Annotated in this window: 14 protein-coding genes and 1 pseudogene; 7 read left to right on the forward strand and 8 right to left on the reverse strand. The window is 46.6% G+C overall.

Annotated elements, in window-relative coordinates:
* A partial coding sequence (locus V4C51_RS10110) for a hypothetical protein (RefSeq protein ID WP_330926038.1) occupies positions 1-265 on the forward strand: 265 nt, incomplete at its 5' end.
* The gene (locus V4C51_RS10115) at positions 262-2,595 is read left to right on the forward strand and encodes a S8 family peptidase (protein WP_330926039.1); all 2,334 of its coding nucleotides are present in this window, start codon (positions 262-264) and stop codon (positions 2,593-2,595) included. The genes V4C51_RS10110 and V4C51_RS10115, both read left to right, overlap by 4 nt.
* Positions 2,596-3,419: 824 nt before the next feature.
* On the opposite strand, the gene V4C51_RS10120 is transcribed toward V4C51_RS10115, so the two are convergent.
* The 5 genes and pseudogenes from V4C51_RS10120 to V4C51_RS10140 form a co-directional block, all read right to left on the reverse strand.
* A complete protein-coding gene (locus V4C51_RS10120; RefSeq protein ID WP_330926040.1) occupies positions 3,420-3,824 on the reverse strand; it encodes a hypothetical protein in 405 nt (134 codons plus the stop codon).
* 390 nt (positions 3,825-4,214) lie between these two features.
* Complete coding sequence (locus V4C51_RS10125; RefSeq protein WP_330926041.1) at positions 4,215-4,502, reverse strand: helix-turn-helix domain-containing protein; 288 nt, start codon at positions 4,500-4,502, stop codon at positions 4,215-4,217.
* Complete coding sequence (locus V4C51_RS10130) at positions 4,495-4,806, reverse strand: transcriptional regulator (RefSeq protein WP_330926042.1); 312 nt, start codon at positions 4,804-4,806, stop codon at positions 4,495-4,497. The genes V4C51_RS10125 and V4C51_RS10130 overlap by 8 nt, the downstream gene beginning before the upstream one ends.
* Positions 4,807-5,197: 391 nt before the next feature.
* Complete coding sequence (locus V4C51_RS10135; protein ID WP_330926043.1) at positions 5,198-5,542, reverse strand: hypothetical protein; 345 nt, start codon at positions 5,540-5,542, stop codon at positions 5,198-5,200.
* Positions 5,543-6,352: 810 nt separating this feature from the next.
* Positions 6,353-6,493: pseudogene (locus tag V4C51_RS10140) on the reverse strand (IS5/IS1182 family transposase); the annotation flags it as partial.
* Between the two features lie 177 nt (positions 6,494-6,670).
* Here V4C51_RS10140 and thiL point away from each other — a divergent pair.
* The 3 genes from thiL to V4C51_RS10155 all read left to right on the forward strand — a co-directional run bounded on the left by thiL (position 6,671) and on the right by V4C51_RS10155 (position 11,359).
* Positions 6,671-7,642, forward strand: a complete 972-nt coding sequence (thiL, locus tag V4C51_RS10145) for a thiamine-phosphate kinase (protein ID WP_330926044.1) — start codon at positions 6,671-6,673, stop codon at positions 7,640-7,642.
* A 90-nt stretch (positions 7,643-7,732) separates the two neighbouring features.
* Positions 7,733-8,203, forward strand: a complete 471-nt coding sequence (locus tag V4C51_RS10150) for a phosphatidylglycerophosphatase A family protein (RefSeq protein ID WP_330926045.1) — start codon at positions 7,733-7,735, stop codon at positions 8,201-8,203.
* 501 nt (positions 8,204-8,704) lie between these two features.
* Positions 8,705-11,359: a hypothetical protein gene (locus V4C51_RS10155; RefSeq protein ID WP_330926046.1), complete on the forward strand. Its 2,655-nt coding sequence runs from the start codon at positions 8,705-8,707 to the stop codon at positions 11,357-11,359.
* 38 nt (positions 11,360-11,397) lie between these two features.
* On the opposite strand, the gene V4C51_RS10160 is transcribed toward V4C51_RS10155, so the two are convergent.
* The 3 genes from V4C51_RS10160 to V4C51_RS10170 are packed head-to-tail and all read right to left on the reverse strand — an operon-like array spanning position 11,398 to position 13,581.
* Complete coding sequence (locus V4C51_RS10160; protein ID WP_330926047.1) at positions 11,398-12,231, reverse strand: ChbG/HpnK family deacetylase; 834 nt, start codon at positions 12,229-12,231, stop codon at positions 11,398-11,400.
* Entirely contained in the window at positions 12,228-12,617 is a 390-nt protein-coding gene (locus V4C51_RS10165; RefSeq protein ID WP_330926048.1) for a GtrA family protein, read from the reverse strand. Before V4C51_RS10165 ends, V4C51_RS10160 begins: the two co-directional genes overlap by 4 nt.
* Positions 12,598-13,581 (reverse strand): glycosyltransferase family 2 protein, encoded by a 984-nt coding sequence (locus V4C51_RS10170; protein ID WP_330926049.1) that lies wholly within the window; start codon positions 13,579-13,581, stop codon positions 12,598-12,600. Before V4C51_RS10170 ends, V4C51_RS10165 begins: the two co-directional genes overlap by 20 nt.
* Positions 13,582-13,964: 383 nt before the next feature.
* Here V4C51_RS10170 and V4C51_RS10175 point away from each other — a divergent pair, with 383 nt between their 5' ends.
* Both V4C51_RS10175 and V4C51_RS10180 read left to right on the forward strand, forming a co-directional pair.
* Positions 13,965-14,318 (forward strand): hypothetical protein, encoded by a 354-nt coding sequence (locus tag V4C51_RS10175; protein WP_330926050.1) that lies wholly within the window; start codon positions 13,965-13,967, stop codon positions 14,316-14,318.
* Between the two features lie 36 nt (positions 14,319-14,354).
* The gene (locus V4C51_RS10180; protein WP_330926051.1) at positions 14,355-15,194 is read left to right on the forward strand and encodes a sulfurtransferase; all 840 of its coding nucleotides are present in this window, start codon (positions 14,355-14,357) and stop codon (positions 15,192-15,194) included.
* The last annotated feature ends 403 nt before the right edge of the window (positions 15,195-15,597 follow it).

Raw genomic sequence — 15,597 nt, forward strand, 5'->3', positions numbered from 1 at the left:
GGGGGTAGCGGCGGTTCTGACGGTGGAGACAATTCCGGCGGAGGAGATAGTGGCGGTTCCGGCGATGGGGGAGACTCTGGCGGCGGCGATAGTGGCGGTTCCGGCGATGGTGGAAACTCCGGCGGAGGAGATAACTCTGGTGGAGGAGGAGATTCTAGCGGGGGAGGAGGCTCTGGCGGTGGAGGTTCAGGAGGAGGCCTCAGTGAAAATGCCAATGACTACCGAACCGCTGAATATCAGCAAAATGGCACAGCGTATGACATGATCGGGCTGGCAGATGCTCTAGCGAATACTGCCAGGTTGGCGAATACAGATAATACTGTCCGCCACGCTGGAGAGGGTGTCACCATTGCCATTATCGATTCAGGCATTGATCCAAACCATGTCAGCCTCAATGATAACATTATTGATACCTGTACCAGTGCAGATTGCCTTGAACATTATGCGACGTACGACTCCGGCAGCCATGGCTCCCATGTAGCAGGGATTGCCGGGGCAGAAAAAGACGGTACAGGCACCCACGGTGTTGCCTATTCTGCCACTATAAAACCGGGCTGCGCCAATTTTAGCCTAAGCTGTCAACCCCAGAAAGCGCCTAACACGGGTGAATTAATGAAATGGTCGGTCACAGACTCAGGAAATAATGACGGCGCTGCCGTTATGACCATGAGTTATGGGTTGGCAAAGACTGATGATAAGGGAAACCAGATTCGAACAATCGTTCTTTCTGATGAAATTGCAGGGGCAAGCCCGACACAGGAAGAAGCACAACGCATCAAAGGCACAGAATTTTTAATGATAGGCAGGGAAGACAGCCAGTCTTATCAAGAGGGCATTGATGCCCTGAAAGAAGGGCTGATTGTTGTTGTGTCGGCAGGGAACCATAACAACAGCACTGATGCTGTGCGAGAAAAAGCCAAACAACCCGGGATACATGCCATTGCTCCGACCCTGTACAGCAATGATTCGTTGTACTTTAGCAACCAGTGGATCACTGTTGTCAATGTTGATGATACAGAGGCATTGGCGGCAACCTCCCATGCCTGCGGTAATGCCAGCGATTATTGCGTCGCGGCGCCGGGGATGGGTATCAGGTCGACAGTCCCTGGTAATCAGCATGAGGACAAAAGCGGGACATCCATGGCCGCCCCCGTTGTCAGTGGCGGTATCGCGTTAATTAAAGCCGCTTTTCCGGGGTTGACATTACCGCAGGAAGCGGATGCTTTTTTCTTGTGCACTGCAGCTAGCCCAAATTACAATACAGAGCAATGTGTCAGCAAGGCTGTGGTCAACCGCCTGTTTGAAACAGCCAGATCCATAGGAGATAAGACGCTTTTTGGTCATGGATTAATTGATTTGAAAGCAGCCACCGAGCCCATTGGCGAGGTACAGGTGCAAAGTGTTAACGGACAGGCTTTCAGCCTGAAAAACTCTCAGCTCAGCACCTCGAAAGTCATGGGGTCAGCCACGGCGAGTCCTTTGGCAACCACGCGCTTTATTGCTGTTGACAGTTATGATCAGGCAGGCTTCGTTCATCAGGGGCTGACACTCATTGACGTTCCCTCTGAAAAGACAACCCGCGTCAATACCCAACAATACCTGACACGCAGCCTTGCCTTTGATATTCAGACCCTGTCAGTCAATGGCGGTCAGCTAACGTTGGCTCACAGGTTCAGAAAAAATACGCAAGGCAATCAGGTAGACGATAGTCACTATCGATTAAATGTTGCCCTTGGTCAGGATTCCCGTATTGAACTAACTACGTCGTTTAATTCCGCATATGATTTTACCGGACAAGATTCAGACGCTTTAGGGCTTGAAAAGTTAACCGTCAGCAACGCCTTCCACTCACCGTTTACGGCATTTAATGATAAGGCTAAAGGCATTAAATATTCTCTGGCCCTCGGCAGTGGCTATACCCTTGAGTCCGGCTTTTTTGAAAGTACCTCAGTGCATACCCAGGCCAGTCAGCGAAAAGCACTCGATACCCAGTCGTTTATTTTACAAATCAACACACCGGTTTACGCCCTTGATCTGAACCGGTCATTTTCGGGCAGTTTACAAATTGGCTCATTAAAAGAAGACGACTCATTACTCGGCACCAGCGGCTCAGGCGCCTGGAATTTCAATGGCGGCAGTGAAACCCTGATGACCGGTGTCAGTATTGACTACCGCATGAATGCCAATACGCATTTGTTGCTGAGCTACTTCCAGACAACCACCGGATCGTCTGATGGACAGGGAATTATCCGTCAACACTCGACACTTGACAGTAGTAGTTACAGTATGGGTCTGGTGGGGCAATACAGTGACAGTGTTCAATACGGTTTGTTTATCAGCCAGCCTTTGCGATTATACGGCGGATCAACCACCGTGCAGCTACCAACCCATTACAGTGGCAGAACGCTTGTTTATAGTGATATCGACATTGACCTGACGCCCGAAGGTCGGCACCTGGAATACGAATTCTCCCTCAACTGGGAACCTGATTTTGTGGATTACCTGCGTGTTAACCTGCTAAAGGTTGAAGACTACGGTAACATCCCCGGCAATGATGACATAGTGTTATTATTCAGTGCCGGTGCTGAACTTTAAGAGACAGTGGGGGCTGCTGTTATCAATGTCGTTATCAATGCCACTGGGGCTGTTTACCACCTTTTATACGCTCAACGAGGCTTATGTACTTGCTATTTGAAGATTACTTGTCAACCCTGGCAGGTTTTGAGCCTGAGCCAAAATGCTATGGACGAGTTTGCTCTGATTGACACTTACTTTAAACGCCCCGAGCTGGCACCGATGCAAACGAGTATCACCGGTAGGTATTGGTGACGACTGTGCCTTGCTAACAATCCCCTGAAGGAGAACAGTGCTAGAGTGTAAGAGAAGAACAAGAAGAACAGCAGAAGAACAGGACACCCAAAAATTTACCCAAAAATGTAACCGGCAATGCCAAATTAATGGGCAAATTAATGGGTGTCCTTTTTTGTTCTCTTTTTTGTTTTTCGTGGCAGTACAAATCGGCAAGAAAAGCCCTTGAATATTTGCTTTTTATTTTCCAGTCAATACAAATTCTACCCTTGAAATTATTAAACTCCTCTTCTGTGAGAACGAATTTCTTGTTTGGAAATCTAATATTATAAGTGTTTTACATGATGTTGATGTATTACCAAGAAAAAATGACATCCATAAATTTGATGTTGCCAGTTAAATTATTTTTGGATGCTATTTTATTTCTTTTTTTTTTTGTTTTTTTTGTTTTTTTGTTTTTTTGTTTTTTTGTTTCTTTTTTATTTCTTTTTTTAATTTCCTGCAGTATACCTTTTTATACATATACCCATAAAGTACACAAAAAACTAAGGAAGCATCATGGCTATGGATACAAGACCCAGTATCTCTTTAATATAAATTAACAAAAGTTATCACTCGCCACGCCTTGGAGCATATCTTTGAATTATAATTGCTTCACTTCGATCTATTCCATATTGTAATGTCCACTTACCAATGTCAGATAAATTGAAGTTTTCAATTTCTTCTATATCAATGTAATTATTATCATTTACAATTTTATCAGCATATTTTTTGTATCCTGTTCTAACTAAAAGATAACCTAAAGCGCAATATACCCCTTTGCCATTTTTAAATATCGGGGTTCTTTCTTGATCATCATCTGATGCATATAACCATCTATCGGCGTATTCCTGTAAGTAGTTAAGAGCCAAGTTTCTATTTGCCTTTTGTTCAGAGGAAAGCGCACTATCTTGATAATTACTCATCAATTGAACGACTTTTGTCAAGTATTTCCTTTGTGAAGTACAAGTATTCATGATATTTACCTTACTGATGAAATAAGTTAACTAAACGCACATGAAGTTCTAGTAAAAAAATTTGTGTGTGGGGGTGATATTATCAGAACTTGCGTAGCTCAACACCTACTTGTGGGGCGCCGCTGCATGCGGCATCGTAGTCAGCTTACTTACGACACCTCGCACTATTTAGATCCTAGTTTTCGTATAATAGATAAAGTCCAGCCACATCTAAGTCAATATCTATTTATCTGTCTAGCTTATAAATATCAAAAAAAGGACACCCACTTTTTCCAGTTGAAAATTTATGGGAAAGTACAGGACACCCAAAAATTTAACCGGCAATGCCAAATTGATGGGCGTCCTATTCTCTATTCTTTCTCTATTCTTTCCCATTCTTTCGTGTCTGGATTATCGCAACTCCTGAAACACTTCAGGGCATTGCTCGGCGATTCTTAGCAGTGCTTTTGCTGGGCCTTGGGGGCTTCGGCGACCTTGCTCCCAATCTTGTATGGTTCTTATGCTGACACCCATAAAACCAGCAAAAGCAGACTGCGAAAGCTTTAATTTTTTTCTGATTTCTTTAGCAGGTGACGGATCGGAAAGGATAGAAGTTTTAAGCTTACCTTCACCGGACTTGAAAGCTTTAATCTCCTCAATGCCATCAAGAATTTCTTGACCTATATCTCGTTCACTCATTTTCGATAGCCTCCGCAATTTTCTTGAGAATATGACCAGGAATAGTGGTTTGCTCAGATTTACTGTAAATTGTGAGCATCCATATTTCGTAGTCACTCTTTTTCCAGTAGTAAATTATTCGAACACCACCGCTTTTACCTTTGCCTTCAGGAGCCCAACGCACTTTTCGAACACCGCCGCTACCACGGACAATATCACCAGAGTCTGGTTTTTCCTGTAGATGCCATTGCAACATTCTGTATTCATCATCCGATAAATAACCAGAAAGCAGCTTGGTAAATTTGCTTGTTTCAATGAAAATCATAGACTAGAAGTATACGGCATTGCCGTATTTTGTCAAATCCACACATCCCATTGATTTTGTTGATAATTTGTATTGGGGCATACCACCCAAAAAAATAGAAGAAATAGGACGCCCATTTTCTCAATCGAGATATTTATGGGCGAGATATTTATGGGTGTCCTACTTACTATTTATTTAAAGATCCCGACAAGAATCAGAAGGGGAGTGAAACACCAAAAAGAAGATATTGCATTCCATATTATTGATGTGAAATCAATCATGTTAACTCGATGTTGGTTTTGCACCTAACGCCAAGCACACCGGCTGCGCGTCCCGCGCAGTCCGAGTGGTGCGACTTGTTAGCTCATTTTTTTAATTTTTTTAAAGAGGGAAGGTGAAGAGCTAAAATAACTTAGGCTATGTTATAAACAGTTATTGCAAGGGCAACATTTACAAAAAGTGTTAGCGAGCTGAAAATATAGTTGATTCCTGGAATTTGCAAAAAACCTGACATCAGAGAACCAAGTAAGGAAATACCGACAAATATTAGCCCGTCAGTAAAATTATTCCCGTAACTTGAACCTACAAAATAGGCTGTCGGCAATACACAAAACCATCCCCCAAATGCACCAAGCTTAGATAATGTGCCTAATAAAGGATTTAAATATCTAGCTCCAATCGACTGAGAGACTCCTTTTTCAACCAGAGCATTTGTAGCCACAAAATATCCCATTATTAAAGCAATAAAGTAAACCATAGCAACCTTGAACAAAGTAAATCAGGCCGCTCATTCTACTGATGTTCTCGTGTTATAAAATCTGTGAATATATGAAATTTATAGGTACTTTTCAGGCTGTTCTGGAGATTGATGCGTGTTGCATATTTTGAGCTAACAGATGCTTATACGTAACACTTACGCATAAGTAACTGTATGCAGGATATGTGAAAACTTCTGCAAGTCGTGCAAGGCAATCCTTTCAGATAACATACGAACGACAGTACTCGTAATCCCACCTACGCATTTCACGTTTTATATTGTTCGCCTAAGCAGATACTCATTCCCCAAATCTTCTTCTTTACCCCAAAACTCTGAACCGCCATAAAGTTTATTGAATAATCGTTCAACAAACTATAAATATTGTATAAAACAACAGTTATGATAAAAAGTACAGAAAAGCACAGAGGAAAAGTACAGGATACCCAAAAATTTAACCGGCAATGCCAAATTGATGGGTGTTCTATTCTCGGCTATTCTCGGTGTTTTTCCTATTCTTTTTCGAAAGCTACCGCCCCTCTATTCCATTTTCTTGAGTAGTAAGGCAGCTCTATTTTACACGACAATTACTTCATAGCTACAGAAGTCATACCCATTGTCTTTTTTAACTGCGGAATTGAGTAAGCTATTTCGGGTTGCTGGGTAAGGCAAAATGACGAGTAATAGCGCCAGCTATTGCCAGGAGTTTTAACGCAGATCCAGCGGCCCAAAACGGCGTTAGAAGAGTCAAGTGGTATAAAATAGTACCATCGAACTGCTTATCGAAGCATCTTTTAAATGATTCCAACATCATCTGAGTAGGTAGAGAACAGCATAAAAAACACTGTCAAGTTCCATGGTACGACCCATGGTAGTTTTGCGGGCACTTTCAACAATCGGAAGAACAGGTTCAAACTGTTCACCACTGATATCACTGGGGTAATTCTTTCCCATTGGCCGAATTATGGAAAAGAAGAAAGATCATGAACAGCTTTTAAGAGACAGCGGTGGCTGCTGTTATCAATGCCGTTATCAATGCCACCGGGGCTGTTCACTACCTTTTATACGCTCAACGACGTTTATATACTTGCTATTTGAACGATTACTTGTCAGCCTTGGCAGGTTTTGAGCTTGAGCCAGAATGCTATGGACGAGTTTGCTCTGATTGACACGTACTTTAAACGCCCCGAGCTGGCACCGATGCAAACGAGTATCACCGGTATTGGTGACGACTGCGCCTTGCTGACAATCCCTGAAGGTATGCAACTGGCGCAATCCCTTGATACGTTAGTGGAAGGGGTACATTTTCCGCGCCATTGTGACCCTGAACTGCTGGGCTACCGGGCATTGGCAGTGACGTTAAGTGATCTGGCCGCCATGGGTGCCGAGCCCCACAGTTTCAGCCTGGGTTTAACCCTGCCGGCGATTGACAAGGGATGGTTACAGGGTTTTAGTGATGGATTGTCTAAACTGGCACAAATTGCCACTATTCCACTGGTCGGTGGCGACACCACCAAAGGCCCCCTGACACTTTCTCTTCACGTTCAGGGGTTAGTACCCGTGGGTAAAGCACTCAAACGCTCTGGCGCGCAGGTGGGGGATAAGATTCATGTCAGCGGTCACCTTGGCGATGGCGCCGGTGCGTTAGATTTTGTTTTGAAAGGTGATAAGCCTGAAACCGTAAAAAACGACCATGTTCGTTCACTGCTGAGAAAATATTACACCCCCATGCCAAGGCTGGCCCTTGGGCAATGGCTGCGGGACAACGGCGCAACGGCAGCGCTGGATATTTCCGACGGGCTACTGGGTGATCTTGGTCATATTCTAACGGCCAGTGGCGTGGGCGCCCGCCTTAACCCTGAAGCGGTACCTTGCTCCTCAGCGCTCATTGCCATTTGTGGTCAGAAAAAGGCAACGCAACTGGCGATGGGGGGCGGAGATGACTATGAACTTTGTTTCACCTGGCCAGACCGGCCATTGGTCAACGTGCCTGCCCGGACAGGCTGCCCGGTCACTTGCATTGGTGAAATTACCCGTGTTCCGGGCATTTGGGATGCCTGCTCTGGCCTCAAGATTTCAACAGCGTCCTACACCCACTTCTGAGTAAAGGGTAGTTTTGCTATTTAACCGGGAAACCGTCAAAATAATATACCCATAAAAATTTGGCCTGCACTTGCCCCTATGATGGCCCCTATGATGGTAAAACCCAACGTCTGGAAAAACCCTGTTCACTTTCTGGCTTTTGGCCTTGGGAGTGGATTGTTGCCTAAATGTCCTGGCACCTACGGCACTATGGCAGCGATTCCGTTCTATTTGCTGCTACAGTACTTTTCGTTACCCCTGTATGTGTTAGTCATTGCCATTGCCAGTGTGGTGGGCATCTGGCTGTGTGATAAAACGTCCAAAGATTTAGGCGTACACGACCATCCCGGTATTGTCTGGGATGAGTTCTGTGGTTACTGGATTACCATGATTGCTGCCCCCGCGGGTATTCTGTGGGTACTGTACGGGTTTGTGCTGTTTCGGATTTTTGATATCTGGAAGCCCTGGCCTATCGGTTGGTTAGACGCCCGCATCGGTGGTGGCCTTGGCATTATGGTTGATGATGTGGTGGCAGGTCTTTATGCTTTGCTTGCGCTTCAATTAACGACGATGGCAGTATAAAATGCGGGCAATTACGCAATCATTAACATGTGCTTGATCAAAACGACAGCCTGTGGGTGAAATCATCACACGTTTAACAGGGCTTGAAATACGGCAATTTACCAAATTCATCAAAAATATCTGCCTGTTTCTGTCCTGTTATGTCTCCTTGACCCATTGCTTGATTACTTAATTTAACAAACAAAAACAAACGGATACTGATTTATACTTTTTCTGGAACTGCGCTGACAAAGAAAAAGTATGCCTAAAAAAAACTTTACCACAATAAAATCATTTTAGTGATTTCTATCAATATATTGATTATCTTGTGGAAAAAAGCCTGTTTGCCTGTTGCTCTTCCAAATTGCCCTTTTAAAATACTCCTGCCTGATAACACCTGTATAGCAATACGGCGGAAAATAATAATCGCTGAAAATTACCATCCATCAACGTACCAGATGAATAGTAAAAGACAGTGGATATTTAATTACGCACCAAAAGACAGATTAGGAACTCATGGAATTGATTAAACATAATAAACTGGCAAGGGCCATTACCATTGCGCTTCCCCTTGTTTTTTTGGCCGGTTGTAGCAGTGACAGTAATGATGACGCAACCACAGAAACCACACCACCACCGTCCAACGGCCCTGTGATTATTTTTGATGTTGCCAACGGCAATGTACCCTACCCGAATAATATCAACGGGTTTGATCAAGACGGCACACTGGCGGTCTTTGGTGAAAGTCAGTGGGCGCAGAGCATTGATAATGGTGACCTGAGCGAGTCCCCCAATGCCTACTGGAACTACTACGGCAGTCAGGATGGCTGGGGCGCTTCCACCCCCATGATCATTAATCTTGAAGGGGGTGCGGAAGTTGATCCGGCAACCCTGACAGGGGATACGGTAAAACTCTTCCGCTCAGTGGACGGAGGCAATGCATTTGAGGCTCTCACCTATGGCGAAGACTTTCGCGCCATTGTCAGTGACAGTGGTTCTATCAATATTGAACCCCTTCACCCTTATGACGGTGGTACTCGCTATCTGTTCGCATTGACAGCCGGCATTGCCGACACTAACGGAGAACCACTGACAGCATCCTCGTCTTACTCTCAGCTTTTGAATACATCGAATAACAGCGAGCACAGCCAAAACCTGAAGCGGGTGATCAGTGACCTGGAAGCAGCCGGTATTGAAGGCAGCACGATTGTCTACGGTGCCGACTTTACCGTGACCAGTACCCTGGATATTCTCCGCCCGGTGGTTGACAAATTCCTCAATGAGTATGCTCAAAGCACAGAAATTACTAACATCCAGGCAGCAGATACTGCCTATAACAAGCCTTTCCAGACGAACGCTTTGGTGTCCGATGCTATCCATAATGCCTTGAAAGCCCATGGCGCCACTGTTCCTCCCTTGGATACCCCCCCGGAAGAACCCAAAAACTACACGCTATACACCGCAGAGATCAACCTGCCCAACTATCTTGATACACCGGAGCTAGGCATTAACTGCAGTTTCCACCCAAACCTTGTGGATGAACAAGGTAACCCAGCGCCTGGCGTAACCCTGCCTGATAATATGAATGATTTTCGCATTGCCCCGGAAAAATACTGTCAGGCAGCATTCAGCTACTGGCAGGACAGCCACGGAAAACCTTTGACTGGCGAAACCGCGGCAGATATCAAGGTTTTTGCAGAGCCTTCAGAGAACCCCATCAAGGTGGCAATCTCTGTGCCTGACTCGAATAAGTTTCAACCTCCCTACAAAACTTTCATGTATGCCCACGGTTACGGCAGTTCGAAAGATGAAATAACAACCATTGCCAGTGACCTGGCAGAGCAGGGATATGCCATGGTTGCCATTGATCAGCCCGTCCATGGCGACCGCGCGGTGGATATCAATGGCGATGGTATCAGTGACCTTGATGCAGGCACCCGGCGGACCGACTTTGTGATGTCAGATAACCTTCTCACTACCCGGAGTTTTCTGACGCAGGTTATGTTGGACTACCTGGGCGTGCGTTATGCCATTAGCAACGGTGTTGTGGATACCATTAATAACAGCGCCACGCCTCTGCTTGACACCGATAATGTGCACATGGCGGGCCTGTCCCTGGGCGGCATTGCTACCACATCCATCTCGGCATTACTCAGAGATACCCAGAACAGACATCCTTCCAGCGCGGACAAACTTGACCTGAAAACCACCAGCATGTTTGTGCCCGGTGGCGGTTTGGCCTCCATCATTCTTCAGTCGCCCGCATTAGCAGGTCAAATTGAAACTGACCTCCTTGATACCGGGATGTTCAGGCTGGAGATGGCGCGACTGCTTGGCAGCTACAACCCCACCGAAGATACCACCAGCGATAGAAAAGTCGCCATTTTGGATGCGTTTGATGCTCGCTACCGGTCCCTGACTGAGGAAGACCTGGCTAACATCCCTGGCATTGAAGATGATCAGGTAAGGGCCAACGCCGAAGCATTGGCCGCGGCCTTTGAGGTCTTGGTAGGTGCCGACAGTGAAGAGAAACTGACCAGCTTCAGTGATTTTGAACATCAAGCGTGGCTGGATTTCAAGCCCAGAGCACAGATTGATGCTCAAAGCGTGGTTGACGCCGGCGACCCAATGACCTTATCAACCGTTTTCAGGAACGACGAAAATCAGGACGAACCGTTGTTTCTGGTTGAAAGCGTTGGGGATGGCTCTAACACATACAATGAAGCTGATATCGTGAAAGCTTTAGCAGGGATAAAACCCTGGAACCCCGGTGATTTCATCATTGTTAATCAAGTCCATGAGATGCCCTTATCCGGGACAGATCCATTAATTCGTACCATGGGACTGGATATTCTTTCCTGTGATCTTGCCACGACAGATGATGGTGAAACCTGCGTCTTTTCCGGGACTGTCAGGGGTGCGGCACGCTATGGGTTCGGTACTCATATGTCATCAGCAGTGGCCATTGATTTATCGGATAAGGGCAAAAAGGGTTATTTGCTACCCAATGATACAGACGTGCATAACAGCATTATCGAGGGCATGCTGAGCTTTGCTGAGAGTGATGGTAAGAAAATTGAACTCCCCAACAAAGGCTCGGTAGATGATCCGAAAATCAGTGAAACATTGCTGTTAGACGAATCAGAATTCCCTGCCAGCCCTGATTACAAAGAGTAAAGCGCTTAAAAGCCCCTTTTCCGAAGGCGCTTAACCCATCACCGCTGTTGTTCAAAGTCGAACAACAGCGAGCTAAGCCGGCAACGTTGCGCGCCGGCATTGTCGCAGTCTGTTAGAAAATGTTCGCCAATCAAATAGTCGTATTCAATCTGTCGCGCCTTGCCATGGTCAACGTCGGCTTCATTATGATCAATAAGACCGGGGTGGCACATAATTAACCCTTTATCGGGTAAATCATTCAACCACGTTTGCATCAACGGTCTGAACGCTTCTTCCGGCGACAGGGAATAAATACCCGCAAAACCACTGTTGGTGGGATAGGCTGCCTGTTTGAGCGCGGCCCGTAAAGCTTTTGCGCCACTGTATTCAATCACCCGGCTTTTCAGGGATGGGTTGGGACAGACCAGGGGTGTGACACTCCTTACCCAGCATGAGGGCGGCACCGCCTCTTTCATTGCCTGAAGCAGTGCCTGTCTTATCTGGGGCAGGTGATGGACATGCTGGTGACCATCAATAAAGTCAGGTGCACAGCCTGTTACCGTGATAAATGCATTTATTTGTGCCCGCACTTCCTGCAACACGTCCTGGCTGTTCAGTTGCCGTAAATGACTTTTGATGAGCACTGTAGACAAACCGGGAAAGCCCTGCCTGAAAGCCGGGCTTAATCCTTTGCCTTCGGTAAAATTCAGATGAAGCCCCCTATCGATACTGCCCAGGTGAGGCTTGAGCAAAGACCATGAATCTTGCCAGTATTCAGTGGTCACCATGCAACTGGTCGCATGGATACGCTCGCCCTCAGCGAGGGCAACAATAGCCCGGGAAACACCGGGTGTCATGGCATAGTCATCGGCGCAAAGGGTCATTCGTTTCATTTAAACGCCCAGTATTTGCTGACGGTGAAGGTGGCGACGGGGACAGTGATGAGCACAACAACGCTGGCAATCATATAATTGAGGCCAGTCTGGGTAAGTAACAGGGTATACAAGCCCTGGTTAAGGACAAAACCGCAAAGCAGCTGCGTCAGCAAAAAACGCCATAACGTTCCTTTGTGGTCGTGCTGTTTATGATTGAAGGTCCATAAACTCTGGCCTGTGTAACTGACAATAAAGGCAGCACAAAATGCGACGGCATTAGCCACTAGCGGATTGATAGTCAGCAGGGCGACCACAGCATGTAAAACACTGAGATGAACCCCTGCCGCCAGTGAGCCGACAACAATAAACTTTGTTAGCTGACTATTAATGAGCCGGTATATCATTGTGTTCTTTTTCAAACCCGAACCGTTTGTCAACCAGGTAGGTTGGTCGTTGTTTCACTTCGTTAAAAATCCCGGCAATGTACTCACCGAGGACTCCAAGGGACAGTAGCTGAACGCCACCGATAAAAGTTATGGCGGTGACGATACTGGGCCAGCCGGCCTCGTCAGTGCCAAGGAACAATGTGGTAAAGATAATAAAAAAAGCATAAAGCACAGACACCACTGAAATAGTTAGCCCGAGTATCCCCACGACACGAAGGGGCACGGTAGTAAACGAGGTAATACCAGAAAGCGCCAGACTGGTGAGTTTACGGTAACTCCAGCCCGTTTGTCCCGCGCGTCTTTCTTGCACGTCAAAGGGAACACCGATACTGTTAAAGCCGACCCAGGCATAAATACCCTTCATAAAACGCCCACGCTCTGGCAGCGCTTTTAAGGCATTGACGACATTGCGACTCATCAAGCGAAAGTCGCCGGCATTAGCAGGAACATTGACCCCTGTGCCATAGCCCATAATGCGATAGAAGGAGTCAGCGCCTTTTTTCTTGAGAAAAGACTCCCCCTTACGATCTTTACGCACACCGTAAACCATGTCATAGCCTTGTTGCCAGTAATCCAAAAAGACAGGAATCATGGCTAAGGGGTGCTGAAAATCAGCATCAATTAACAGCACTGCCTCGCCTTCACAAGCATCGATACCAGCGGTTAAGGCGGCTTCTTTGCCGAAGTTTCTCGACAGACCGATCAGTTTGACCGGTAAGTTTTCACAAAAGGGCATTACCCTGGCAAGGGTATTGTCTGTGCTGCCATCATCGACGACGATAACTTCAAAGCAATCGGTAACGGCCTTTAGTTGGTTGACCAGTGCGGGGATAAATGAAGTAATGACTTCACCTTCGTTAAACACTGGCACAATACAGCTCAGATAAGGCGGGGTCTGTCTCTTTCCTGCTTCATTCATCATTCAATATTAGCTTTTGTCTGTATAGTTGGGCTTATGGTCAGGAGCGCTCCCGTGAGACTTTTATCGATTTCGCCGCACAGGTGCTGATGGCTAATTAAGAGCACGTCTTTAAATTTAACCTACATTCCCGAGTATCGGAAGTTGAACGATAAAATGCTCACTCCCTTGCCCGGTGTTGCCGGGTGTTGCTGGATAAAGTTGCCGGACAGCAAAAACCTGAACAGCAAGCCTTGAAAAAATCAGGCACAAGCAGGCACAAGGGCACAAGGCTGTCCAGAACTATCAAGAACTGTCTACAGTATTGGATAATAAAAAAACTACGAGAATATGCCTCCCCATGGTAGGCTAGTCTCACTCGTTTACCGGGGATTGGTTGTTTTGCTATGACGCGTCATAAAATCTTTGCTCTGGTTGCCTTGATGGCGGGTATTTCGGCTATCCTTGCGGCTCTTTTTCTGTGGTCTCCCCGGGAAAAAAAGGAAGTGATGGTAAAGCCCGATGTAATGATTGAGAAAAAAACCATGGCTGAAAATGTACCTGCTGAAAATGTACCTGCAGAAAACACATCGGCGGACGGTGATAACCTGTTGGGTGATAATGTGACACGCATTGTTATTGAGCACGGTAGTGACGGCGCAGATAATATCAATGATATTTTATCGGATAAGGTCATTGTGAATGATGAGGTGAAGGACATTCACTCGCTTTCTGAACCGGACGATAAAAGACAACAATAACAGGTTGGGGGTATGTTGGTGGGGAGTGAGTTTTCCATGTCTTTACTGGTTGAGCCTGAAGTGTTGGCGACATTGCCTGGTGATACGCGCGCGCGTGTGCTGGATGCGCGCTTTAGTCTGGCTGATGCCAGCCAGGGGCGAAGTCTCTACAATGAGGCGCATATTCCAGGGGCGCTATACGTTGATCTTGAACAGGATTTATCTGGCCCGGTCATTGTCGGAAAAACGGGACGTCACCCGTTACCGGAGGCTTTTCACTTCTCAAAAAAGCTACAATCATGGGGTATTGATGAAACTACGCAGGTGGTTGTCTATGACGAGGGTAGCCATGCCATGGCCGCCCGTGCCTGGTGGTTACTTCGCTGGATGGGGCTGACACGGGTTTGTGTGTTGCACACAGGGTTAAAGGGGTGGCTGGCAGAGGACCGGCCTGTTTCAGCGGAGCTGCCGGTCATCACCCCAACCACATTTGAGAGCGAAGGTGGCCATATGCCAGTGATAAGCGCAGACACGATTACCCGTTCATTGGCAGCAGATGCGGCAATGACGCTTATTGACGCGCGGGCTGTGGAGCGTTTTAACGGTCAGGTGGAACCCATTGACCCAAGGGCCGGCCATATTCCCGGTGCGCTCTGCCACCCATTTACTGACAACATGGATCAACAGGGGCGTTTTCTTCCTCCGCCAGTGCTGAAAGAAACACTGGAGCCTTTGCTGCGGGGTGATGACCGCGCTGTTTTCTATTGTGGATCGGGTGTCACGGCCTGCCATAATTTGTTAGCAATGGAATACGCGGGGCTGGGTACGGGTGTTCTTTATCCTGGGTCATGGAGCGAATGGGTGACAGATGTCAATCGCCCGATAGCACCACGGTAGGACGGGATGACAAAAGGTACCCATTAACCGTGACAGAAGCAACGCTGCTATCTTTCACTGCCACTGCCGAAATGGAGTATTTTCAGCAGCCCCGGACAAGTTATGAACGACGCTTGTAAACTTGCGCGGTAGTGGACAAAACGGGTGATTTTGAATTTCCCCCTGGAGAGAAAGGGTCACAGGAATAGGTGTTACAGGTATAGCTCTAGGAGCCTGACCGAGAATAGCGCCCGTAGCGAGGATTACGAGAAATTGAGGATAAAAATTTCTGCTTCTGAGGATAATAGTGGGGCTATTTGACGAAGAAGCAGGAATTTTTAGACCAATTTATCGCAACCGCAGTGGGGCAATCTATTCTCGGTCAGGCTTCTAGCCTGTTACTGCTGCCACATCGTTAAAAAGC

This window comes from Candidatus Sororendozoicomonas aggregata, from assembly GCF_031528575.1.
GTDB classification, from domain to species: Bacteria; Pseudomonadota; Gammaproteobacteria; order Pseudomonadales; family Endozoicomonadaceae; genus Endonucleibacter; species Endonucleibacter aggregata.